The organism is Solibacillus sp. FSL R5-0691 (assembly GCF_037974225.1).
In the GTDB taxonomy this organism is placed as follows: Bacteria; Bacillota; Bacilli; order Bacillales_A; family Planococcaceae; genus Solibacillus.
Map to the genome: position 1 here is coordinate 2,543,860 of NZ_CP150231.1, position 21,687 is coordinate 2,565,546.

At 39.1% G+C, this 21,687-nt stretch carries 20 protein-coding genes; 4 read left to right on the forward strand and 16 right to left on the reverse strand.

The window, feature by feature from the left end:
* Positions 1–75 precede the first annotated feature (75 nt).
* Complete coding sequence (locus MKY51_RS12715; RefSeq protein WP_339172646.1) at positions 76–1,161, reverse strand: bifunctional 3-deoxy-7-phosphoheptulonate synthase/chorismate mutase; 1,086 nt, start codon at positions 1,159–1,161, stop codon at positions 76–78.
* A 177-nt stretch (positions 1,162–1,338) separates the two neighbouring features.
* Between MKY51_RS12715 and MKY51_RS12720 the strand changes: the two genes are divergently transcribed.
* Positions 1,339–3,495 (forward strand): cell division FtsA domain-containing protein, encoded by a 2,157-nt coding sequence (locus MKY51_RS12720; protein ID WP_339172648.1) that lies wholly within the window; start codon positions 1,339–1,341, stop codon positions 3,493–3,495.
* Positions 3,496–3,534: 39 nt separating this feature from the next.
* Here MKY51_RS12720 and MKY51_RS12725 read toward each other — a convergent pair whose 3' ends face one another.
* From MKY51_RS12725 to MKY51_RS12765, 9 genes are all read right to left on the reverse strand, one after another.
* On the reverse strand, positions 3,535–4,011 hold the full coding sequence (locus MKY51_RS12725; protein WP_339172650.1) for a YtxH domain-containing protein: 477 nt from the start codon (positions 4,009–4,011) through the stop codon (positions 3,535–3,537).
* 40 nt (positions 4,012–4,051) lie between these two features.
* The gene (locus MKY51_RS12730; RefSeq protein ID WP_339172652.1) at positions 4,052–4,561 is read right to left on the reverse strand and encodes a DUF948 domain-containing protein; all 510 of its coding nucleotides are present in this window, start codon (positions 4,559–4,561) and stop codon (positions 4,052–4,054) included.
* A gap of 359 nt (positions 4,562–4,920) precedes the next feature.
* Positions 4,921–6,219: a UDP-N-acetylmuramate--L-alanine ligase gene (gene murC / locus MKY51_RS12735; protein WP_339172654.1), complete on the reverse strand. Its 1,299-nt coding sequence runs from the start codon at positions 6,217–6,219 to the stop codon at positions 4,921–4,923.
* A gap of 145 nt (positions 6,220–6,364) precedes the next feature.
* Entirely contained in the window at positions 6,365–9,577 is a 3,213-nt protein-coding gene (locus tag MKY51_RS12740; RefSeq protein ID WP_339172656.1) for a DNA translocase FtsK, read from the reverse strand.
* A 210-nt stretch (positions 9,578–9,787) separates the two neighbouring features.
* The gene (gene ytpR, locus MKY51_RS12745) at positions 9,788–10,402 is read right to left on the reverse strand and encodes a YtpR family tRNA-binding protein (protein ID WP_339172659.1); all 615 of its coding nucleotides are present in this window, start codon (positions 10,400–10,402) and stop codon (positions 9,788–9,790) included.
* A complete protein-coding gene (locus MKY51_RS12750; RefSeq protein ID WP_339172661.1) occupies positions 10,399–11,214 on the reverse strand; it encodes a DUF1444 domain-containing protein in 816 nt (271 codons plus the stop codon). The genes ytpR and MKY51_RS12750 overlap by 4 nt, the downstream gene beginning before the upstream one ends.
* Positions 11,215–11,322: 108 nt before the next feature.
* Positions 11,323–11,841 carry a hypothetical protein gene (locus MKY51_RS12755; protein WP_339172664.1) on the reverse strand — a complete coding sequence of 173 codons (519 nt, stop codon included), beginning with the start codon at positions 11,839–11,841 and terminating at the stop codon, positions 11,323–11,325.
* A gap of 71 nt (positions 11,842–11,912) precedes the next feature.
* On the reverse strand, positions 11,913–12,449 hold the full coding sequence (locus MKY51_RS12760; RefSeq protein WP_339172667.1) for a DUF84 family protein: 537 nt from the start codon (positions 12,447–12,449) through the stop codon (positions 11,913–11,915).
* Positions 12,450–12,607: 158 nt separating this feature from the next.
* Positions 12,608–13,684, reverse strand: a complete 1,077-nt coding sequence (locus MKY51_RS12765) for a M42 family metallopeptidase (protein WP_339172670.1) — start codon at positions 13,682–13,684, stop codon at positions 12,608–12,610.
* A gap of 146 nt (positions 13,685–13,830) precedes the next feature.
* Between MKY51_RS12765 and MKY51_RS12770 the strand changes: the two genes are divergently transcribed.
* From MKY51_RS12770 to MKY51_RS12780, 3 genes are all read left to right on the forward strand, one after another.
* Positions 13,831–14,145 carry a PepSY domain-containing protein gene (locus MKY51_RS12770; RefSeq protein ID WP_339172673.1) on the forward strand — a complete coding sequence of 105 codons (315 nt, stop codon included), beginning with the start codon at positions 13,831–13,833 and terminating at the stop codon, positions 14,143–14,145.
* Between the two features lie 133 nt (positions 14,146–14,278).
* Complete coding sequence (locus MKY51_RS12775) at positions 14,279–14,482, forward strand: helix-turn-helix transcriptional regulator (RefSeq protein ID WP_339172676.1); 204 nt, start codon at positions 14,279–14,281, stop codon at positions 14,480–14,482.
* Positions 14,482–15,165: a DUF3169 family protein gene (locus tag MKY51_RS12780; RefSeq protein WP_339172678.1), complete on the forward strand. Its 684-nt coding sequence runs from the start codon at positions 14,482–14,484 to the stop codon at positions 15,163–15,165. Before MKY51_RS12775 ends, MKY51_RS12780 begins: the two co-directional genes overlap by 1 nt.
* 42 nt (positions 15,166–15,207) lie before the next feature.
* On the opposite strand, the gene MKY51_RS12785 is transcribed toward MKY51_RS12780, so the two are convergent.
* The 6 genes from MKY51_RS12785 to pepV all read right to left on the reverse strand — a co-directional run bounded on the left by MKY51_RS12785 (position 15,208) and on the right by pepV (position 21,449).
* On the reverse strand, positions 15,208–16,068 hold the full coding sequence (locus tag MKY51_RS12785) for an MBL fold metallo-hydrolase (RefSeq protein ID WP_339172680.1): 861 nt from the start codon (positions 16,066–16,068) through the stop codon (positions 15,208–15,210).
* 23 nt (positions 16,069–16,091) lie between these two features.
* A complete protein-coding gene (gene trmB / locus MKY51_RS12790) occupies positions 16,092–16,739 on the reverse strand; it encodes a tRNA (guanosine(46)-N7)-methyltransferase TrmB (protein WP_339172683.1) in 648 nt (215 codons plus the stop codon).
* 65 nt (positions 16,740–16,804) lie between these two features.
* Positions 16,805–17,725 (reverse strand): YegS/Rv2252/BmrU family lipid kinase, encoded by a 921-nt coding sequence (locus MKY51_RS12795; RefSeq protein WP_339172684.1) that lies wholly within the window; start codon positions 17,723–17,725, stop codon positions 16,805–16,807.
* A 3-nt stretch (positions 17,726–17,728) separates the two neighbouring features.
* Complete coding sequence (locus MKY51_RS12800) at positions 17,729–18,727, reverse strand: nuclease-related domain-containing protein (RefSeq protein ID WP_339172687.1); 999 nt, start codon at positions 18,725–18,727, stop codon at positions 17,729–17,731.
* A gap of 459 nt (positions 18,728–19,186) precedes the next feature.
* On the reverse strand, positions 19,187–20,038 hold the full coding sequence (dat, locus tag MKY51_RS12805; RefSeq protein WP_339172689.1) for a D-amino-acid transaminase: 852 nt from the start codon (positions 20,036–20,038) through the stop codon (positions 19,187–19,189).
* Between the two features lie 19 nt (positions 20,039–20,057).
* Positions 20,058–21,449 carry a dipeptidase PepV gene (gene pepV, locus MKY51_RS12810; RefSeq protein ID WP_339172690.1) on the reverse strand — a complete coding sequence of 464 codons (1,392 nt, stop codon included), beginning with the start codon at positions 21,447–21,449 and terminating at the stop codon, positions 20,058–20,060.
* Between the last annotated feature and the right edge of the window lie 238 nt (positions 21,450–21,687).

Here is a 21,687-nt window from a genome sequence, read left to right on the forward strand (position 1 = left end):
CCATCAACACGGAAGCACTTGCGAAAAATACAGAAAGGCCCATGTTGAAATGACTCAACATGGGCTTATTAATATTTATTTTGACACTTCGTATTGTTTCATGAATTTTAATAGTTCATCGTAGTATGCATTGAATGTCGGGATATCCATTTGCTGTTGCTGATCCGATAATGCGATTGATGGATCTGGATGCACTTCTGCCATGACACCGTCTGCTCCAATAGCGATTGCCGCTTTTGAACATGGCAACAATAAATCACGGCGACCTGTAGAATGCGTCACGTCTACCATTACCGGTAAATGAGTTTCTTGTTTTAAAATCGGAACTGCCGAAATATCCAATGTGTTACGAGTAGCTTTTTCATATGTGCGGATACCGCGTTCACATAAAATAATGTTTTCATTACCTTTTGACATGATGTATTCTGCTGCATGGATGAACTCATCAATTGTTGCTGCAAGACCGCGTTTTAATAATACAGGCTTATTCGTTGATCCAGCCGCTTTTAATAGTTCAAAGTTTTGCATATTACGAGCACCAATCTGAATGACATCAATGTAATCTAATGCATGATCTAAATCAGCTGGTGTTACGATTTCTGTGATAACACCTAAACCGTATTCTTTTGAAACATCTTTTAGAATTTTAAGCCCGTCCAGACCTAAACCTTGGAAATCATACGGTGATGTACGTGGTTTGTATGCACCGCCACGGATCAGTTTTAATCCTTTTTCCTGGATTGTTGCAGCTACTGCGGCAACTTGTTCATATGATTCAACCGCACATGGTCCAAATACGAAAGAAGGAGCACCTGTACCGATTAATTCACCATTAACATTAATGACAGTATCTTCTGACTTTTCTTTACGTGAAACGAGTAATTCTTTTTTCTTTTCTGCTTCTAATTGTTTAAGCGCTGTTTTGAAGATTTGTTTAAAAATATAATCAACCGTCATTTGATTTAACGGACCGTTATTGTTTTCTTTAATTAAGTCAAGCATATGACGCTCGCGTAGCGGATCATAGCGATTCACACCTTGTTTTTCTTTAATCTTACCAATTTCTTCTACTACAGTTGCACGTTCATTTATTAAACGTAAAATTTCTAAGTTCAGGCTGTCAATCTGGCTACGTAAGCTTTCTAAATCTTGTTGATGCATATTCCTCTACCCCTCTTCTTTGCGTATCCGGCACTTTCAGTTAAATAAAAAGTATGATACATTTTTAAGTAATAATCTTATTATAATCAAACTATTGTAGAATGTCACGCATTTTTAATTTAGCGCTTCAACTCGCTAAAGTATATTGTGATAATAATAGAAAGGAAGCGTTTTCATATGGCAAACAAATTGTTCGCACTTGATATTGGAACACGGTCCGTTGTCGGCATTATTTTAGAGCAGCATGCAGACACCTACCATGTTGCCGATATATTAGTAAAAGAACATAAAGAGCGTGCAATGGTTGATGGCCAAATACATAACGTCCTGTATGTAGCGGAGCTAATACAGGAGATCAAGACTGAATTGGAAGAAACGCATGGTCCTTTGGAGAAAGTGAGTGTAGCAGCAGCCGGGCGTGCATTAAAGACCGAACAGGCCAGTGTTTCCATTTCTATTAAAAACCGACCGATCTTTACGGAAGAAGATATTAACCGCCTGGAGCTGCAAGCCGTTCAGCAGGCGCAGCAACAATTATTGCTCCATAAGGAAGATACAAAAAATAACCATTATTATTGTGTCGGCTATTCCGTTTTATATTTCCGTTTGGATGGTGAAGAAATTGGAAGCCTCCTTGATCAGCAAGGTGATGAAGCATCCGTTGAAGTGATTGCCACTTTCCTGCCACGTGTTGTAGTGGAATCATTGCTTGCCGCATTAAAGCGAGCCGATTTGGAGATGGAGGCGCTCACGTTAGAACCGATTGCCGCAATCAATGTCCTTATTCCACCATCTATGCGCCGCTTAAATGTGGCACTTGTTGATATTGGTGCCGGAACTTCGGATATTGCCATCACAGACAAAAGTACGGTTGTCGCATACGGAATGGTGCCGACTGCCGGTGATGAAATTACCGAAAGTTTAAGTGACCATTATTTACTGGATTTCCCGGTCGCTGAAATGGCAAAGCGCCAATTGCATACGAGCGAGGAAATTCTCATCCAGGATATTTTAGGATTTGACGAACATTACCCACGGGAAGAAGTAATTAAAGCAATATACCCTGCAATTGAAAATTTGGCAAAGTCCATTGGCGAGGAAATTTTAAGGTTAAACAATAACATCCCACCAAAAGCGGTCATGTTAGTTGGCGGCGGGAGCTTAACACCCCGCTTGCCGGAAGAAATCGGCAAAACACTAAATTTGCCGGCTAACCGTGTGGCGGTACGTGATGTGAATGCCATACAGAATTTAACACGCGCACACAATATTGCTGCAACGCCTGAGCTTGTGACACCGATTGGAATTGCGATTGCTGCACAAAAAGCGCCGATTCATTACATGTCAATTCAAGTGAACGAACAAATCGTAAGACTATTTGAATTAAAGGAAATGACTGTCGGTGATGCATTTTTGGCTGCGAATATTAGAGCAAAACAATTATACGGCAAGCCAGGACATGGATTGTCGATAACAGTGAACGGTCAAAATGTTTTCGTGCCTGGTGAACATGGTCAGCCTGCACAAATTATACTCAATGGGGAAAATGCCTCGATTAAATCTCTTATTAAAAATGGAGATCAAATAAAACTGATTCCAGGAAAAGACGGGACAGCCGCAGCTGTTACTATTGGGGATATTATTGACCATGCTTCCGTCATGACTGTGACAATTCAAGAAAAGCCATATAATATTGAACCGAAAGTATTTGTAAACGGTAAAATCGTCAAACTCGATACACCTATACAGGACCGAGACGTAATTGTCGTCGAAACAATCGAAACGGTAGAAGATGCATTGAGGTCATTGAACCAATCTGTGCATATGCAGCAGTTCCAATCTTATTTTGTTCATATCGACGGGAAACCTGTATCATTCCCTGATTTTTCATCACAGCTTTTCATTAACGGAAAGCTAGGGAAACTGCATTACCCTATTCAAAATGGGGATATTATTACATTTGAACAACGCCATTTACCGACAGCTGAACAAATTGCAGCACATTTAAATTTATTGCTGGAAGAAAAAGCGATCGTATCGTTTCAGCATGAACAAGTCGAACTTGTAAAAGTAGCCCGTGAGTTTTTACTAAACGGTCAAGTAGTCCAACATGAAGCAATTGTGCCGAATGGGGCTACAATTAATATTATTGAGAAAGATACAAGCAAGTGGATTTATCAGGATGTCTTTCGATTTTCCAACTGGCAGCTACCTGCAACATTTAAAGGGTCATTTACGATTTTACGGAATGGACAGCCCTCTTCGTTTGATGCCGAAATATTCGGTGGTGACCAATTGGAAATTCAGCTAACGGATCAACCGGTTATTGAATAAAATAAAAAACGGCTCCCCATATTTTGGGAGCCGTTTTTCTTATTGTACATCTGTATGGCGTGTTGAGTTTGGTGCGATATCCGGGTCTGTATTTACACTATCCGGATCCGGAGATTCAGCAGCAAGTACTTCTTCATCGACCATTTTGTCTAATGGTAATGGTTCCTCACCTTCCGATGAAGCTGTTCCATCATCCATAACAGGTGGTTGTTTTGCTGTCTTTGCTTTTACTTTTTCAACAATTGAAGAAGACTGCTCTTTTAATTGCGTTGAAAGCTGTGCTGTCTTTTCCTTTGCAGTACCAGAAAGCTCAATACTCTTATCTTTTAATGTAACAGCTTGTACCGCCACATCATTACGCATTTCACTGCCTGTCTTCGGTGTCAGTAATAATGCTGTCGCTACACCGACAATACCGCCTACCAATGCTCCGATAACAAAATCCTTAACATGAATTTTTTCATCATCATAAATCGAATCATTTAATCGGTTATAATCATAGCGTGTTTCTTCCATTTTAAAAACTCCCCCTTGTTATTGAATGTCGTTTCCCTTATTACTTGCGTTTTAAGAAACCAAACTTTGACTTTTGGCCTAAATTTGGTGGTGTTTCATTTGTTTTAGTACTCGTATACACAATATCTTCTTCATTAATCGGCTTGCGCTGACGCCATTGATCTGCAATCCCCATTGCTACATTACTCCATTGAACGACTTGCGCAATCTTGTCTTCATTTTTATGCACTTCTGTTGAGATCGATGTTGTAATACGTTGAACGGATGAATTCAAGTTATTAACAGAATCACCAACACCTTTTACAGCATGCATTACTGAATTTAACTTCTCCGATTTATCTGAAATATCATCTGCCAGTGCATTTGTTTTTGTAAGCAGGCTTGTTGTCTCACGTGTAATGCCTTCCATTTGTCCTTCAATACCGGCAACTGTTCCTGCAATTGAATTTAATGTATTCTTCACAGAAAACAATGTCATACCAATACTTACACATAGGACTAAAAATCCGATTGCAGCCACTAATGCCGCAATATAAAGTAATACTTCCATCAAATATAACCTCCTCTATCTAGTTCCATTTATTACATTCGACAAAAATTGCGACAATCCTTTTCCTAGAAAAGCATTTTTTCCGCAAAACCCTCAAGAAATACAAGCTTTTCTTACGTGAATACCATTAATTTGTTATTTATTTATTCACTAAAGGCGAATGACCTTTTTGTCCATGCTTTCATATTCCCCAATCTGTTGATGAATAAAACCCTTTATGGATATAAGTTCTACATTTCCCCGCAATAACGGAAAGCCCAATTGGTTCATTCAAAATACAATATTGGTCGTCATAAGTATTTCACGTTATGTATGGAAAAACAGCTTATCCTTTAGTTTGAGGTTAAGCTGTTTTTCAATTAGTTCAAAATTGCTTCAAAAGCATCTTGATATTTATGAACATCTCCCGCTCCCATGAACAGGAATACGGCATTTTCATGTTTTTTAAGTTGATCAATTGTTTCAAGTGTTAAAACAATACAGCCATCAATTAAGTTTGCTAAATCCTGAATTGAAAGCTCACCTTGTTTTTCACGTGCCGAACCAAAAATATCACATAAGTAGGTTGCGTCGGCACCGCTCAAACTATCCGCAAAGTTTTGTAAAAATGCTTTAGTTCGAGTAAAGGTATGCGGCTGGAATACCGCAACAACTTCACGATCCGGATACTTTTGGCGTGCTGATTGCAAAGTTGCCGCGATTTCTGTTGGATGATGTGCATAATCATCTACTAAAATCGCATTGCCCATTTTCGTTTCAGTAAAGCGACGTTTTACCCCGCCATATGTGTTAAGGCGTTCTTGTATCAGCTTTGCCGGAACCCCTTCATAATGACACAGTGAGATTACTGCCAACGAGTTTAAAATCGTATGATCACCGAATAACGGGATAAAGAACTTACTGTAAAACTCATTTCGAACATAAACATCAAACTCCGTACCTTCCGATGTTTTAACGATATTACGCGCTGAAAAATCATTAGCAGGATCAAAACCGTAGTAGACAACCGGTACATTGGCTTGAATTTTCTGAAGCTGTTCATCATCACCGCAAGCAATAATTGCTTTATTCACCTGTAAAGCAAGCTGTTGGAAAGCATCATATACATCATCAATGCTCGTGAAATAATCCGGGTGATCAAAATCAATATTTGTCATGATTGCATAATCCGGATGATACGCTAAAAAGTGGCGACGGTATTCGCATGCTTCCATAACAAAATATGAAGCATCTTCTTTACCTGAACCAGTACCATCACCGATTAAATACGATGTCGGCATATAACCGCCTATAACATGGCTCATTAAACCAGTCGTAGACGTCTTACCGTGTGCACCTGTAATGGCAATAGAAGTATAGCGATTGCTGTATTCGCCTAAAAACTTATGGTAGCGAATAACTTCAACACCCAACTCGCGTGCACGAACTAATTCTGGATGATCATCATTAAATGCATTCCCTGCAATAACGGTTAAACCTTCTTTAATATTGTTTTCATCGAAATTTAAAATTTCTATTCCTCGATCACGTAATGGTTGTTCCGTAAAATAATATGTTTCATAGTCGGAACCTTGAACTTCCTCTCCTGCATCAAATAGAATTTGTGCCAGGGAACTCATGCCTGAACCTTTAATACCGGTAAAATGATAGCGTGTCATTATTTATAAAACCCTCCTAGGATACGAAGACCCCATTGAATTATCAATTTATTGTTTCAAAGTATGCCTACATTATAGCACTAAATACACGTTACGATAATTGAACGACAATTCTAATTTTTTTATTGTTCAACTTGCTGGTGCATTAGCCTCCGAATTGCTCAAACAGCTCTTCCTCTGTAATATATACATCTCTTGGTTTGCTTCCTTTTGGTTCTGAAACATAACCATGTCGCTCTAACATATCGATTAATCTAGCTGCCCGATTATAGCCAATATGATAACGGCGTTGTAAAAGTGATGTCGATGCTGAGCCTTGTTCAAACACAAATCGGCATACCTCTTCAAACAACTCGTCTTGTTCCTCTATTGTTTCTGAGCGTTTTAATAGTTCTTCCTGTTTAAATATATATTGTGGCTCGCCTTGTTCACGTACATACTCGATTATTTCTTCGATTTCATCATCTGTTACGAATGTACCTTGAATACGTGTTGGAGCCGACATTCCATTTCCTAAATATAGCATATCTCCTCGACCGAGCAATCGTTCTGCGCCCTGTGAATCCAAAATTGTGCGAGAGTCGATTTGCGATGATACAGAAAAGGCGATACGCGTTGGAATATTGGACTTGATCAGACCTGTTATAACATCTACAGATGGGCGCTGTGTAGCAACAATTAAGTGTATTCCTGCAGCACGGGCCTTTTGCGTAATTCGTACAATGCTGTCTTCCACATCTTGCGGGGACATCATCATTAAATCTGCCAACTCATCGATGACAATTAATAAGTATGGAAGTTTCTGTGCATACATACCATTTGCATCGCACATTTTATTATATGCTTCTATTTTACGTGCACCGCTATGCATAAATAACTCATAACGTCTTTCCATTTCCTCTACTGCCCATTTTAATGCTGCAGTCGCGGCTTTAACATCTGTAATTACAGGGCTGACTAAATGCGGAATATGGTTAAATGGCGCAAGTTCTACCATTTTCGGGTCAATCAGCATCAGCTTTAATTCATTCGGATTTGCTTTATACAGAAGGCTCACTAAAATCGAGTTAATACATACCGATTTACCTGAACCTGTCGCACCGGCAATCAGACCATGCGGCATTTTCCGTAAGTCGATTGTGACCGGCTTCCCTGTTAAATCCAAACCGAGTGCTGCCTCCAATGGTGAATCCGAATCTTTAAAAGAAGCTGATTCTGTCACTTCCGAAAGGCGAACCGAACGGGAAATCCTGTTTGGAATCTCAATACCGATTGATCGCTTCCCTGGAATTGGCGCATCGATTCGAATATCTTTTGCAGCTAATGCCAATTTAATATCATCCGTTAAATTGCGGACTTTGCTTACCTTTGTACCGTGTCCTACGGTAATTTCAAATTGAGTAACGGCCGGTCCTTGGACTATCGATTCAATTTGAGCCTGGACTTGGAAATGAGACAGTGCTTCCACTAAATTTTCGCCTTGCTCATCCATCCAGTCGCGGTCTTCCACCATTTCCTCCGGCGGTACTAAGTATTCAAGCGGTGGTTTCACATAAGGAATTCTTTTTACTGGTGGTGCTTCTATTACGGTTTCAGCTTCCTCTTCCATCACTTCTTGCGTAGATAATTCTTTTCCATCTGCCGTTTCTTCAACAATTGGCTCTTCCTCTACTTTAACTGACGGTAGTTCTGTCACTTCTTGAATTTCCGGTACTTCCTGAACGTTCAATGTTTCCGGCACTTCTTCCACTACAGCTTCCGTAGTTGCTGCTACTTCTAATAGCTCTTCAACTTTTTCAGGTATATCGGATTCACGTTCCAGTAATCCTACAGATGTAGAAGTGGATGTGCGCATCGTTTCCTCTTCATACTGATTCGTCGGCTCATGCTTTATAACATGTTCGTTAAAATTGATTTCAGCATTTTCCTGTACTTGTCGTACTTCATTTTGCAATGGCTCTGTTGCTGGATTAACAGCTTTTGCTTCATCATTGTTTCCTTGCTGCACTGTATCCTCTAGTTCTGTATTAGCTTCATCTGTCTGTGCAGCCGGATGAATTATGTTCTCTTGCTTTACTTCATCTACTTTATTTTGTTTGCTTTGCATGCTAAGCTGCTGCTCGACAAATTGTTTTGTCATCAATTTTTGCTTGTCTGACTTCAGCATCACCACATTAAACGGAACACGGCTTCTCGTACTGATTGGCTGAACTTCATCCGTTTCTTCCTTCTTCTCTTCAATTACAACGGCTTCTTCAGATGATGGAGGCATTTGCTCCACATTTAAATGACCGATGTGAATCGTTGAATTTTCAATCGTTACATGTTTCACTTGAACATCATTGATTGTTTCTGCAGCTGAAGGTTCGTCTACTACAGCCTCTTCCACTTCATTTTCTACCTCAATAACCGCTTCTGTCAGATGTTCAACTACCTCTTCTTCCATCGGTTGCTGCTCTTCTTCAACTGATTCGTCCGTTTCGCCAAAAATTAATTCTTCCGGTTCAGCTGCTGGATCTGCCTCAGCTTCAGATGCAGTTTCTAGTTCAGGTTCTGATTGTGACTCTGGTTCAAGGTTTTCAGTCTGTGAAATTTCTACTTCTTTACTAGACTCGTATATTCCTTGTTCAAGATTTGGCACAGCTTGTTGTTCTTCCTCATTTGTTGGTATAACAACCTGCTCCATCGCTTGTTCTGCATTATCAGTATGTTCTTGTTCAGTTCGTAATTTAGGTTCCTGCTCTTCTTTTTTTAACTTTTCATCCTGCTGCTTTTCAATTAATTTTTCAATAGGTGACGGTTTTTTAAAACCATGGACAGGTGATGGAACGTCAGTAGGAATAAAACGTTTCCTAATTTCGATCGGTTTTAAAATTTGTTTATTTTCAGTTCTTTCACCACGTACAGGCTTATTGTGACGTATTGCTTCTCGTTCTTCTTTTAAATTTGGCAAACGGCGAACCGGGTCTCTTGTATGTGCTGCATTTGTATGACTTTTCCCTTTACGGCGGCGTTCCAGCAAATCCCGAATGCCGGAGACTTCAACATCATATACTTCCTTCGCAGAATGTTTTTGCAAATAATTCGGTAATGTCAGTTCTTCCTTATCATCATCATAAAAGCGCGTCGTTTGTCGCTGCTCATTTTCCGGTTTTACTGATTGCTCATAATTATCTTCTATTAGAGGAAAACGGAATGCTTTTTTTGGTGCATCAGGTTCTTCATAATAATCTTGCTGCGCTTGTGATTGGTTTGTCTGATTTATATCATCCGATTTTGGTGATTGTTCATACTCATCATATTCTTCATCTGAATCCATTTTAAATAGTTTATTAAATTTATTTTTAATCCAACTCATAAATACCACTTCTTTCCTTAAAAACATTGCCGTACAAATTCCACTATTTGCAACGGTCTTTATTCTTATTTAGATTGCTGTGCATAAATAATATACACCTCAAAAGCATATCATATTTGCCGGTTAAATGCGCTTTGTCGCTGATATTTTTAAGGATAAAAAAAAGTTAGTATGAGAGACTCAGCTCAACATACTAACTTATCGTACTTATTAACGAGTTGGAACTTCGAATGGGCTTCCTACTTCTGCAGAATCATCCAGTACTAAAATCCCTTTTACTTCTGGTGCACCTGGAATTGCCAGTTCACGTGCTGAGCAAAGCATACCGAATGAATCTTCACCACGCAGGTTACCTTCTTTGATCAGTAAACCTGAAGGCATTACAGCGCCAACTTTAGCTACAACTACTTTTTGGCCTGCATCAACATTCGGTGCTCCACATACGATCTGTAATGTTTCATCCCCGACATTTACTTTACAAACACTTAATTTATCTGCATTTGGATGCTTTTCTTTTGTTTCAACATAGCCAACTACAAATTTTGGTGAGAAGTCTACATCCAATGAGATTTCTGCGCCATTTGCTTTTAATGCCGCTTCTAGTTTTTCTACAAGCTCCGGTGTTACTTCCACATTTCCTGCAACATCCAGTTGTACGTACTTACTTGCATTAAAAAGGTTGAAAGCTTTCACTTCACCAGTTGTCTCTTCTTTTAAAATGGCTACATCGCCAGCGCGATCCATCGCTGTTTTTACGATTGACTCCATTGATAATTGAACTAATAGGACATCTCCTACGTGTGCTTTGTTGTAAGCTACTTTCATTTTTCTTCTTGCTCCTTTTTTACTTTGTTTTTCGCTAAAATAAATATTGGTTCTAAATGACCGTTTTCATATACAAATGACAAGCTCGTAATCGGAACCGCGCCAACTGTAAAGAAATGCATCGTCATCTGCGCTAATACATCATACCCTACTTCATTGCGAATATCACCAATAATTAATACATCCTGGTGCGGGACAGATACCGTCATTTCGCCTTCAATTTGGCCTTCCATTTCCTTTAAAAAGCTTTCGTTTAAAATTCGGCTTGCATCATAACCGTCATTCTGATTTAAAAAGTAATATACATTGCCTGAAACTTCATCCCGTTTAACAGAAGTCGGCAATTTTTTTACAGAAAAACGGGCTGCTTCACGTATATGCTCCTCTGTTACATTTAATTTCGATAACATGGACTCATCGATTAAACGATATGTTGTGCCTAGATCAAGCGCATAATAAATACGTGTTTCCGCCGTATGATCAGTCATAATAAACGCATGTCCTTCATTCGACTTTTTAGGGAAAGATGTTGAGCGGATGATCGGATAAACTGATGCCAGTCCAGCAAACCCCTGCTCTTTTTCCCGTTGCATCGCTAAAAAGGTTTGTTCGATTGTATAAATCACTTCATCGATTGCCTGCTGTTTTTTCTTTTCGTACTTCGTTAAAATTTCGGGTAAAGAAATATCCATACCCCGCCCGATTTTTTTATGTTCAAGACGTAATTTATCATGCTTTTCATCGAATGTGAATGTAAAGTTTGCCTCACCTAACTTAGCCTTCAGTTCAGCTACTAACTGTTTCGATTCCATTCAACCACTCCTTTATCTAATCAAAAACGGCTCACAAATGTGAACCGTTCCATTTACTTCATCTATTGTAACAAAAAAGCTATATGATTACTTTCCCTAACGCTTCAACTAGTTAACCACTTTCACTGATTTCACAATTTCCATCATTTCCTTGATTTTATCGTCCATTTTCTTATCCTCGGAAATAGTCGACAATTTCACTCCGCCAATATTTACAATCAGCTCATATTTCTCTTCAGGTAATTTCGTGACAGCAGAAAATCCGAAATGGCCATCCTCTTCGAAAGTTTTTTCTTCCACAATTTCATTTTTGTTTTCCTGCTTTAACAAGTCATACTGTAACCGACTGTCTTCCGGTTCATTTTGATTGACGAAAAGTATATAAGAATCTTTTCCGTTCAAAATTGTGTAATTCAATTCATCGATTCCTTTTTCAATGCTATATCCTTTTGGTAAATATAGCTCTATATGTCCAATCGTTTTGTTTGCTTCGTTCGTTTCGCTGCTAAATATTGTTTCAGCATTTTCCATCCCAGCTTGTGCCTGTTCTTCGACTGTTTGACTGCATGCTGATAATATAACAACAATTGAAGTAAGCAAAAACAAATGTATCCATTTACGACCCATTGCTTTCCCTCTCTTTCAAACGTTCAATCGTATCATAATAATTTTTCGAGCCGTATTGCAACGAATGTGCTTTACATCTGATCCTTTTGCTCTTTATTCATTTTAAATAAAATTTGACCGACTAATAATTTCACAATATGTTCAAACATTTCCTGACGGTCAATTAAATTATTTGAGAAAATACCGACTGCTCCTTGATGATGGCGAATATTTTCGCTATTTGTATAGACGTCCATCACCGGCCCAAGTTCCTTGCCCATACGAAGCTCCTGAGCAATTTCTTCAGGTAAGGCAAATTGTGCCCCTGAACTGGCAATAACTGTTCCATCTTTTAAAACAGCCGCACCCCAGTTACAGCAATACATCGTTCCTTCGATTTCATCGACTCCACCTTCAAGTCCAAATGTCATATCTGCATTTGTCAGCATCATTGTATGGCGTGCACGATTGATCGCACCTTGTCTCGTTTCTTCATTTGAAAAAGGCTGAATCGATACATCTGAGGGTACTTCCATATTTTCGATTGTGGCTTCAGGGAAATACTGTTTGACAATTGCTTCAACGGCACCTAATTTCGCCTTATTTTTTGATCCGACTGCTACTTTCATTATTTCATCTCCAAGCTGTTCGTTTTTAAACGGTCTATACCTGTATAAAATGGTTTACCGATTTCCTATGTAAGTCACGTTCAACCTAGTATCCGCAACTAAAAAACAAGAATGCGATAAGTTCGCATCCTTGTATTATAATATAATATTGAATTTTTTTATACGTTTGCGCGAATAGTTTCGATTGTAGATCGGTCTGCTGTTTGAATTAATTTTACTAACAATTCTTTAGCCGCCGCATAGTCATCCACATGAATAATCGAAGCAGAAGTATGAATATAACGTGAGCAAACCCCGATTACTGCAGAAGGAATACCGTCATTTTGTGTATGCACACGTCCTGCGTCTGTACCGCCTTGAGAAACGAAATATTGGTATGGAATATTGTTTGATTCTGCTGTGTCCAGCACGAACTCACGCATACCTCGGTGTGTTACCATTGAACGGTCCAGGATTCGAAGTAATGTTCCTTTACCTAATTGTCCAAATTCATTTTTGTCGCCAGTTGTATCGTTCGCAGGTGATGCATCCAATGCAAAGAACAGATCAGGCTTGATCATATTCGATGAAACAGCCGCTCCGCGTAAGCCGACCTCTTCCATAACATTCGCTCCGGAATAAATATGGCTTTTCACTTCCTGACCTTGAATCTCTTTTAACAGTTCAATCGCTAAACCACAGCCGTATCGGTTATCCCAAGCTTTTGCCATAATTTTTTTCGGATTGGCCATCGGTGTGAATGGGCATACGGGAATAATGGATTGCCCTGGACGTACACCTAAATTCAACGCATCTTCTTTAGAATCTGCCCCGATATCAATCAGCATATTTTTAATATCCATTGGTTTTGAACGCTCAGCATCTGTTAATAAATGCGGCGGAATTGATGCAATAACACCCGGAATTTCACGATCTTTTGCATAGACCGTAACGCGTTGTGCCAGCATAACCTGATTCCACCAGCCGCCAAGTGTTTGGAAACGGATCATGCCGTTTTCAGTAATGGAAGTAACCATGAAAGCAACTTCATCCATATGGCCAGCGACTAATATTTTTGGCGCTTGTTCATCTTTTGCTTTACGCACGCCGAATACGCCACCTAAATTATCCTGGATAACTTCATCAGAATATTTTGCTAATTCAGAGCGCATAAAATTGCGGACCGCGCGCTCATTCCCTGGTGCACCAGGCAGTTCTGTTAATGTTTTAAAAAGAGCAAGTGTATCTTGATTCATTCTGCAACACCTCTAAATGTAGATTTGCATTCATTATACCACAAATTGCAAGCAATATTTCGACTTTCGAACCTTCTATTATTTTTACTCTATTTTCAGAATATGATAAAGTAAATGTAGTCACTATTTTGAGGAGGTATTTTGAGATGAATTTAAAAGACTTTACAATAGGGGTAGTAACAGGGATGGCAGCAGCTGTCATTGTTAAAGAAATGAGCAATCGTGTCGCACCATTTGCGAATCCAGATCAAATTTTAGCCAACATCAAAGATGAATTTAAAAAACACGCACCAATTGATGGTTCTTGGATTTACATGAAAACAGAAAACTTCAGTAATGGCTTTACAGAAACTCCGGTCTATCGTGGAGGTATTTCCCGTACAATCGATGGCGAGCTTGAAAACTACGAGTTCGCAGCAGATGCACGTTCCGGTGCCATTGTTGATATTAAACAAATATAATGTAGAGGATGCGATGACGTAATTTTAGTCATCGTATTTTTTCGGCCTCCAATAAAAATATTTTAGTCAACTTGACAAATATACTTGTCAAGTTGACTCGATTGTTTTACAATCATATACAAGAGGTGAAGAAATGAAAACAAGATTAAAGGAGTTGCGGGCAAGGTATCAGTTAAATCAAACCGAATTAGCAAAACGCGCAAAAGTATCAAGACAGACGATTAGCCTGATCGAACGCGAAGAACTCGTCCCTTCACTATTAATAGCCGTAAGAATATCAAAAATTTTGAATGAACCGATTGATGAGATTTTTATTTTCGAAGAGGAGGAATTGTAATGAAACGAACGGTAAAACAATTTTTATTGGGAGGTATTGTAGGGGGACTTATAAGTGTCTTTATTGTATCAGGCGGGTTTACACTGCCGTTGTACGAAATTGCAACAGAAATGACTTTTGTTTTTTTGGGGATTGCGTTTCTTTTAACAGTTGTTGGCTTCATTAAATTAAGTCAGTTAAAAAGACAATCACTACACCAACTAAGCGGTGAAGACGAAGATTTGCAGGAAGAGAATTTATATAAACTGTACAGTGATGCTTCACTGGCAATTAATATGTCATTGATTCTTAGTATTGTAGGAGCTTGTGTAGCTATCATCACAGAACAGTCAATCATTATTCAGATCATATCAGTTCCTGTTATATTAATCCCTATTATTGGTACACCACTAGTAGGCAATTATATTAAATATGTGTATCCGTACCGTGAAATCCCTTCTTATAATGATAAACAATATTCGAAAAAGATGTTTGAAATGTCGGACGAAGGCGAACGCCATATTATGTTGCAAGGATTATACTCCGCATTCAATCTGACAAATGTTTTATTATTATGTTCTTTGTTGCTGTGCATGTTCTATTCAGTCGCATCCGGCGAATCCCAGCTTTTCGCCATCCTTATCATCGCTATCATATTAATTACTGTAAACACTCAATACATGCTGAAAGTACGCAACCGATAATAAAAAGCACCTGCATCGATCATCATGCAGGTGCTTTCGTGTTTACTTAATTAATGCCGGTTTTGAACGTTCCAGGCTATCCGTTACTTCCTTGCCTGTTGCGTCCCACTGAATCATGCGGTAATACGCATCATGGTAAAAGATAAAGCGGTAGCCATTTGACAGCGCTTCTTTCATTAACTTTTCCTTCGCAAATACGCTTGTCATCGGATAATCGTCATACGCCAATACCCAAAGCGGATTTTGGTGGGCATGTGTCGGCATAATATCCGCCATATGTAGCGCCACTTCACCGTTTTGTTCAAGGCGGATAATCGCATGTCCTTCACTATGGCCGCCTGTATGGATCATTTTTAATCCAGGTGCCACTTCCAGCTCCCCTTCATACGTTGATACTAAATGCTGTACAGGCTCCCAGTTTTCTTTCCAATACGTATTTTTTGAACGAATGTTCGGATTGCGCATCTCGTCCCATTCTATCTGTGTCGTGTGGATAACTGCATTCGGGAAAACCGGAACAAGCTTGTCCCCTTCCCACTTCGTTAAACCACCAGCATGATCAAAATGGAGATGTGTCATTAAAATTGCATCAATATCGCCTGGCTGTAATCCAGCTTCAGCTAAGCTTTTTTCAATTGTTGATTCTTCAGAAACACCGAAGTTGCGCAGCTGCTTTTCATTTAACTTACCGGCACCTACACCCGTATCGATTAAGTAATTTTTCCCCTCGTATTGAATTAAAATCGGTTCACATGCTAATTCAATCTGGTTCAATTCATTCACCGGATATTTACGAGACCACAGTGCTTTTGGCACTACCCCAAACATAGCTCCGCCATCCAGTGCTGTGACACCTCCATGTAACCATGTCAATGTCATGTTGTGAAATTCAAATCGATCCATTTCTCCATCCCCCTAAATCGTTATTATTTCGTCTTGTATTGGCATTCTAGTCGATATATTGGCTGACCGAGTTTCGAGAATTTCTCCTCGTATTCTGTCATAATATTATCTTCCGGCATATTCGCATGTAAGTCTAGCGATACATAGTTTAATGCCATACCATACTCGTTCATACTTACGAGTGAATATTCAAAAAGACCACGGTTATCCGTTTTGAAATGGATTTCACCGTTATCAACTAAAATGTTTTTATAAATTTTCAGGAAACCTTCATGTGTCAGGCGACGTTTTGCATGTCGTACTTTTGGCCATGGATCCGAGAAGTTTAAATAAACACGGTCCACATCCCCTTTTCCGAAAAACTCTTCCAACTTCGCGCCATCAACTTTTAACAAACGTAAATTCGATGGTTTGTTTTCTGCTTCGATTTTTTCAAGGGCACAGACGATAACACTATCAAATAATTCAATACCGATATAGTTAATATCCGGATTTTGCAGTGCCATTCCTAAAACGAATTGCCCTTTACCCGTACCAACTTCAATATGAATCGGGTTGTCGTTGCCGAATACTTCATTCCACTTACCTTTATAATCTTCCGGGTTTGGAATAATTACATCAGGATGTTGTTGAATGTATTCCGCTGCCCATGGTTTATGCTTTAATCTCACTTACTTATCCTCTTTTCTATTGTGTAGCTGCCTCATATTATAACGGATAATAGCTTCGTTTGCTTTTATTTTGCTAAATTCCACGCATTTTTCTGAACGGAAATTTCAATTGTATTTTGACCAGGAGTTAACTTTTGAGTTTCCCCGTCTGCATGTACCAAGACCGGATCCTCAAAAATCAACTGTACATCCGTCGCTGCAAACTGCTCAACTTCCTTCAAAAGTGTATGCTTCCCTAAAAAGACTGTTCCGAAAAGAAATAATAATTTCCATTTCGATAAATTGGAAACGACGGTCAGTTCGAACCGGCCGTCGGTTGTATTTGACTGTGGAGATAACTTCATTCCCCCACCAAAATAAGGCTGATTGCTCGCCGTAACAAACCACACATTTTCATAGCGCCTTATTCTCTCTTCCTGGAATACTGTAAGCGTAAATGGTCGATATGAAAACAGGGCTTGAATGACATAATACGGATAACTCAGCTTTCCCAGTTTCCATTTATTAAGGGTACTTTTGAGTGGGGAGTTGTTTGCGGTATTCGCCACTAATGCATCAAACCCTACACCAAAATTATTAATGAAGTATTTGGTTCTCCCATTGAGGTTCACTACCCCACAATCGTGTGAAGTACTTTTTACTGTGTTTACAAATTGCTCTAGCTGTTCACCCGTTTCGAATGCTTTATATCCTCTGGCAAAATCATTGCCGGAACCTGCCGAAATTGCCCCTATATAGACATTTTCAGAATGGACTGCACCATTCAGTACTTCGTGGATTGTCCCATCGCCTCCGATAGCAATTAAACAGACCGGGTTTTCCTTTGTTGACCGTCCGGCAAATTCCTTTGCCAGCAGAAGCGAATTACCTTTGTATTTTGTCCAATGGATTTGATAAGGGATCGTCAACTGCTTTTGGAAATGGCGCCAACGTTTAACCCCCTGGCCGTTACCTGCCTTAGGATTAATTATAAAATGCACTTCCATTGTTTAATCTTCCTTATTTTCCGTATTCCAAATATCCCGATGAAAGGATGTTGTCTGAACAGTATTTAAGATGGATTGTGCCCCACGTATTTGCATATGCTTCATCGGTGAAACGGAACGCGCTAATTGGCCCATCCACTCAGGGAATTTTCGTTTATCCACAAATGAAACGCCATACATTGTTCCAGGATAATCAATATAGCCATTTCGTGTTAACAATACTTTTCGAATCGGCAATTCAATTTGATTCTGTTGAAAAATCTGTTCGATCACTTTTTCCATCCGGTTTAATTGAATTAAAGGGCTTAACACTTTTTTTTCATTTTTCCCGACCTTCTTTAACCAGAAACGTTCACTATTTGCAATATATACCGCCTGACTTTCCTGTTCCAAAACCGTAATGCATAGACATTCTGTCGGTGTCATAATGATAATATCCAATTCTATCGGCGCTTTTTTTACACGTAAAATCGGATAATAGAATACTAAGTAATTGTCCGGCAATGTTTGAAGCATGGAACGCAATAATGTATCACGCATAAATTTTGGATCTACATAAGATTTTTCACGTAATGTCGAGCTTGCCCATTTCATTTGAAAATGAAAAAACTGATCAATGAACATTTTCTTAAGTTCTTCCAATGTTTTTGGCGTATAGACAAGATTCGGTTCAAAAATTAACGTCGTATCTTCTTCCTGATACGCATTTTCTTCTACAGCCCAATCGTTGGAAATGTTCACTTTTTCGATATCTTCTTGTTCTTCTTCAAATACTTCTACATCTTTTTTGAAAGGGAAAAGTTTTTTGAACAATGATTTTTTCTTCTCTTCCTTTACTTCTTCCTCAATATGTTCCCAACGTTCGATTGTTTCACCCGTCTGCCATTGATACTTTATTCGCTCCCACTGATTTTGCTTTAAGCGAATAAACTGCGTTGGATAGCGTGCCAAGTCAATTTCGTATCGTGAAATATAATCTTGAAGTTTTATTAACTGAGCCATTTTATCTACTCCCTAAGTTCATTCCAAATCTTCATTACGTTATATTCTACAGGTTATCTGCAAAAAAAAATAGCGCCTTGCCGTTAAGCAACGCGCTATTTTTAAATTAAGGAATTATAATTTTCCCATAACATCGGGGTTGATTTCCATTCCGGGTCGGACGCTTTCCGCGGACGTGAGGCCAACAGGATGTTGGTCACAAAAGCGTTGCCACAGGACGTGGCGTTCTTAGCTTTTGTTCCTAGTCTCAGGCGTCACGCTATTCCCGCAGGAAGCTTTGCTTGTGACTGACGCTTACGCTTTCGTCACAGAGAAAATCTTGTAGCGAAAGGCGTAAGCCGTCAGCTAGTGTTTTAACAGTGCGAAAGGTGAAACCGTCAGCACGAACACTCGCCCTCCATTCCAATCAACTTGTTCGCAATAATGTTTTTGCTTATTAATATAATACGGCGTACTAAATTAAGCTTTAATCCCTTTTGGAATTTTTGTTTCAAATTGTGCTTGTAATTTACGTGTCCATTCGCCCGGTGTACCGTTGCCGATAACTTTACCGTCAATTTCAATAACTGGCGTTACTTCTGATGTTGTTGAAGAAACGATTACTTCATCCATAGCAAGCAGCTGTTCTTTCGTCATCGCCTGTTCGTTAACAGGAAGACCGATTTCCGCAGCACATTTAATGATTACTTGACGTGTAATTCCATTTAAAATCAGGTTATTGGCTGGGTGTGTATAGAGTACGCCTTCTTTAATTCCGTAAATATTTGAAGATGAACCTTCCGTAATGATTTCATCACGGTGTAAAATCGCTTCATAGCAGCCCTTTTCATAGGCTTCCTGTTTTGCAAGAACCGCACCAAGCAAGTTTAATGATTTAATATCACAACGTAACCAGCGAATATCTTCCACAAATGTAGCTTTTACACCTTTTTCAAAGTTTTCTAATGGGCGCGGATTTTCTTTTGTATTCCCTGTAATTACCGGTTTCACATCATCCCCAGGGAAAATGTGGTTACGAGGGCCGGCACCACGTGTAATTTGGAAGTAAACATGACCTGTGTCAATATTATTAGCTTCTACAAGTTCATGCAATAATTGGTGCAATTTATCTTTAGTATAAGGAACTGTAATGCGGATTTTTTCAGCACTGCTATAAAAACGGTCAATATGCTCAGTCGCTGTAAACAATTCTCCATTATATACTTTCACGACTTCATATACACCGTCGCCGAATTGGTAACCGCGGTCTTCCTTATCCACCAGTACTTCTTCATTTTTTACAATTTGATCATTCCATAAACTAAAGCTCATCTCAAATACCACCTTTTTATTAGTTAGTTGCTAAATTTACGATTGCTTCTGCATAAATCGCAGCCGCCTTTATCAAGTTTTCAATATCAACAAATTCGTCGGCCTGGTGGGCAACATCTTGTTCGCCTGGGAACAGCATTCCGAATGCGACCCCTTTTTCCATAACGCGTGCATAAGTTCCTCCGCCAGTTGAAAGTGGCTTCGAGTAGTCATTGCTGTATTTGCGGTAAACTTGCAGCAATGTTTGCACCAATTCATCTTCCTCGCTCACATAATGCGGAACTGAATTGCTCACTACATCTAGCGTAAACGCTTCATTTTGGAGTAGTGCCTGTGCTTTCGTAATTTTTTCTTCGAATGGATATGTTACAGAATAGCGCATACTCACTTCAATTGATGCACCACGATCATCAAAGCTTATGATTCCAGGATTTAATGTTGTCGGTCCTGACATTGCATCTTCAAATTGGAAGTCCAATGCTGCTCCAAAATGATCCTCAAAAACACGGACAATAAAATCAACAAATGCCTTACTTTGTTTTGTCTTCACAACATTTTGTAAAAATTTCGCTAAGTAAACTGCTGCATTTCTTCCCTTTTCCGGTTCCATTGCATGAGCTGATTTACCTTTCACCACAATTATAATCCCATTATCATTTTTAGTGAAAGTACCTTCAACATCATTTTCTTTTAAATATTTCAGAAAATTCTCATTTGTGCTTTCTTCGGCATATTTTAAAATAGCTGTCGCTTCATCAGGCACCATATTTGTTCGGTTGCCTGCATAGAATGACAGTAATTGCTCATCGCCTGATTGTTTTTCTTTACTTGAGAACGTTAAATGGGCAATACCTTTTTCAGCGTTGATTAGCGGAAAATCTGCATCAGGTGCAAAACCAATTGTCGGCATTTCCTCTTTTTCGAAGTAGCGCGTTACGCATTGGAATCCACTTTCTTCATCTGTGCCAATAATCATACGTACACGTTTTTTCAAAGGAATTTTTGCATCATGAATCAGCTTCATCGCCAGCCATGCAGCCATTGTTGGACCTTTGTCATCGATTGCACCACGGCCAAATAATTTTCCATCGGCCACTTGTCCTTCAAACGGAGGATATGTCCAGCTTGCAGCATCTCCTGCAGGCACTACATCTACGTGGCAAAGTACCCCGACAAGTTCTTCACCATGGCCCATTTCAATATGGCCGGCCATATGATCCACGTTTTTTGTAATCATCCCTTGCTCGATACCTTTTTGAAGCATGAATTCCAATGCTGCTTTAGGTCCAGCACCGAAAGGCATTATATCAGAAAAATTATTTTCATCTTTTACACTTTCTATTTGAATCAATTGCTGTAATTCCTGAATAAGCTCTTCTTTTCTTTCCTGAGCCAGTTGTAACCAATCCATCACGACACCTCATTTTTATAATATTGTTATTGTACTCCTTCTTCTTGAAATTACAATAATCATTTGACAAAATCATCATTTTCTCTATTTCTAGGAATATTAAATATATGAATTTTCTGTAAAAATAGTGTTTTTCGTCTTTCATTTCTGGAAATCTGTTTGGTTTTCCGCTATAATGTATGTGTCAGAACATCTATTCTGACCAAACTTTCAGAAAAGGGGATGTCTAAGGCAAACT

What these genes read in the sequence shown, in the direction of transcription:
- MKY51_RS12715 (WP_339172646.1), bottom strand. Translation starts at nt 1,161, where the DNA reads ATGCATCAACAAGATTTAGAAAGCTTACGTAGCCAGATTGACAGCCTG.
- MKY51_RS12720 (WP_339172648.1), top strand. Translation starts at nt 1,339, where the DNA reads ATGGCAAACAAATTGTTCGCACTTGATATTGGAACACGGTCCGTTGTC.
- MKY51_RS12725 (WP_339172650.1), bottom strand. Translation starts at nt 4,011, where the DNA reads ATGGAAGAAACACGCTATGATTATAACCGATTAAATGATTCGATTTAT.
- MKY51_RS12730 (WP_339172652.1), bottom strand. Translation starts at nt 4,561, where the DNA reads ATGGAAGTATTACTTTATATTGCGGCATTAGTGGCTGCAATCGGATTT.
- murC (WP_339172654.1), bottom strand. Translation starts at nt 6,219, where the DNA reads ATGACACGCTATCATTTTACCGGTATTAAAGGTTCAGGCATGAGTTCC.
- MKY51_RS12740 (WP_339172656.1), bottom strand. Translation starts at nt 9,577, where the DNA reads ATGAGTTGGATTAAAAATAAATTTAATAAACTATTTAAAATGGATTCA.
- ytpR (WP_339172659.1), bottom strand. Translation starts at nt 10,402, where the DNA reads ATGAAAGTAGCTTACAACAAAGCACACGTAGGAGATGTCCTATTAGTT.
- MKY51_RS12750 (WP_339172661.1), bottom strand. Translation starts at nt 11,214, where the DNA reads ATGGAATCGAAACAGTTAGTAGCTGAACTGAAGGCTAAGTTAGGTGAG.
- MKY51_RS12755 (WP_339172664.1), bottom strand. Translation starts at nt 11,841, where the DNA reads ATGGGTCGTAAATGGATACATTTGTTTTTGCTTACTTCAATTGTTGTT.
- MKY51_RS12760 (WP_339172667.1), bottom strand. Translation starts at nt 12,449, where the DNA reads ATGAAAGTAGCAGTCGGATCAAAAAATAAGGCGAAATTAGGTGCCGTT.
- MKY51_RS12765 (WP_339172670.1), bottom strand. Translation starts at nt 13,684, where the DNA reads ATGAATCAAGATACACTTGCTCTTTTTAAAACATTAACAGAACTGCCT.
- MKY51_RS12770 (WP_339172673.1), top strand. Translation starts at nt 13,831, where the DNA reads ATGAATTTAAAAGACTTTACAATAGGGGTAGTAACAGGGATGGCAGCA.
- MKY51_RS12775 (WP_339172676.1), top strand. Translation starts at nt 14,279, where the DNA reads ATGAAAACAAGATTAAAGGAGTTGCGGGCAAGGTATCAGTTAAATCAA.
- MKY51_RS12780 (WP_339172678.1), top strand. Translation starts at nt 14,482, where the DNA reads ATGAAACGAACGGTAAAACAATTTTTATTGGGAGGTATTGTAGGGGGA.
- MKY51_RS12785 (WP_339172680.1), bottom strand. Translation starts at nt 16,068, where the DNA reads ATGGATCGATTTGAATTTCACAACATGACATTGACATGGTTACATGGA.
- MKY51_RS12795 (WP_339172684.1), bottom strand. Translation starts at nt 17,725, where the DNA reads ATGGAAGTGCATTTTATAATTAATCCTAAGGCAGGTAACGGCCAGGGG.
- MKY51_RS12800 (WP_339172687.1), bottom strand. Translation starts at nt 18,727, where the DNA reads ATGGCTCAGTTAATAAAACTTCAAGATTATATTTCACGATACGAAATT.
- dat (WP_339172689.1), bottom strand. Translation starts at nt 20,038, where the DNA reads ATGAGCTTTAGTTTATGGAATGATCAAATTGTAAAAAATGAAGAAGTA.
- pepV (WP_339172690.1), bottom strand. Translation starts at nt 21,449, where the DNA reads ATGGATTGGTTACAACTGGCTCAGGAAAGAAAAGAAGAGCTTATTCAG.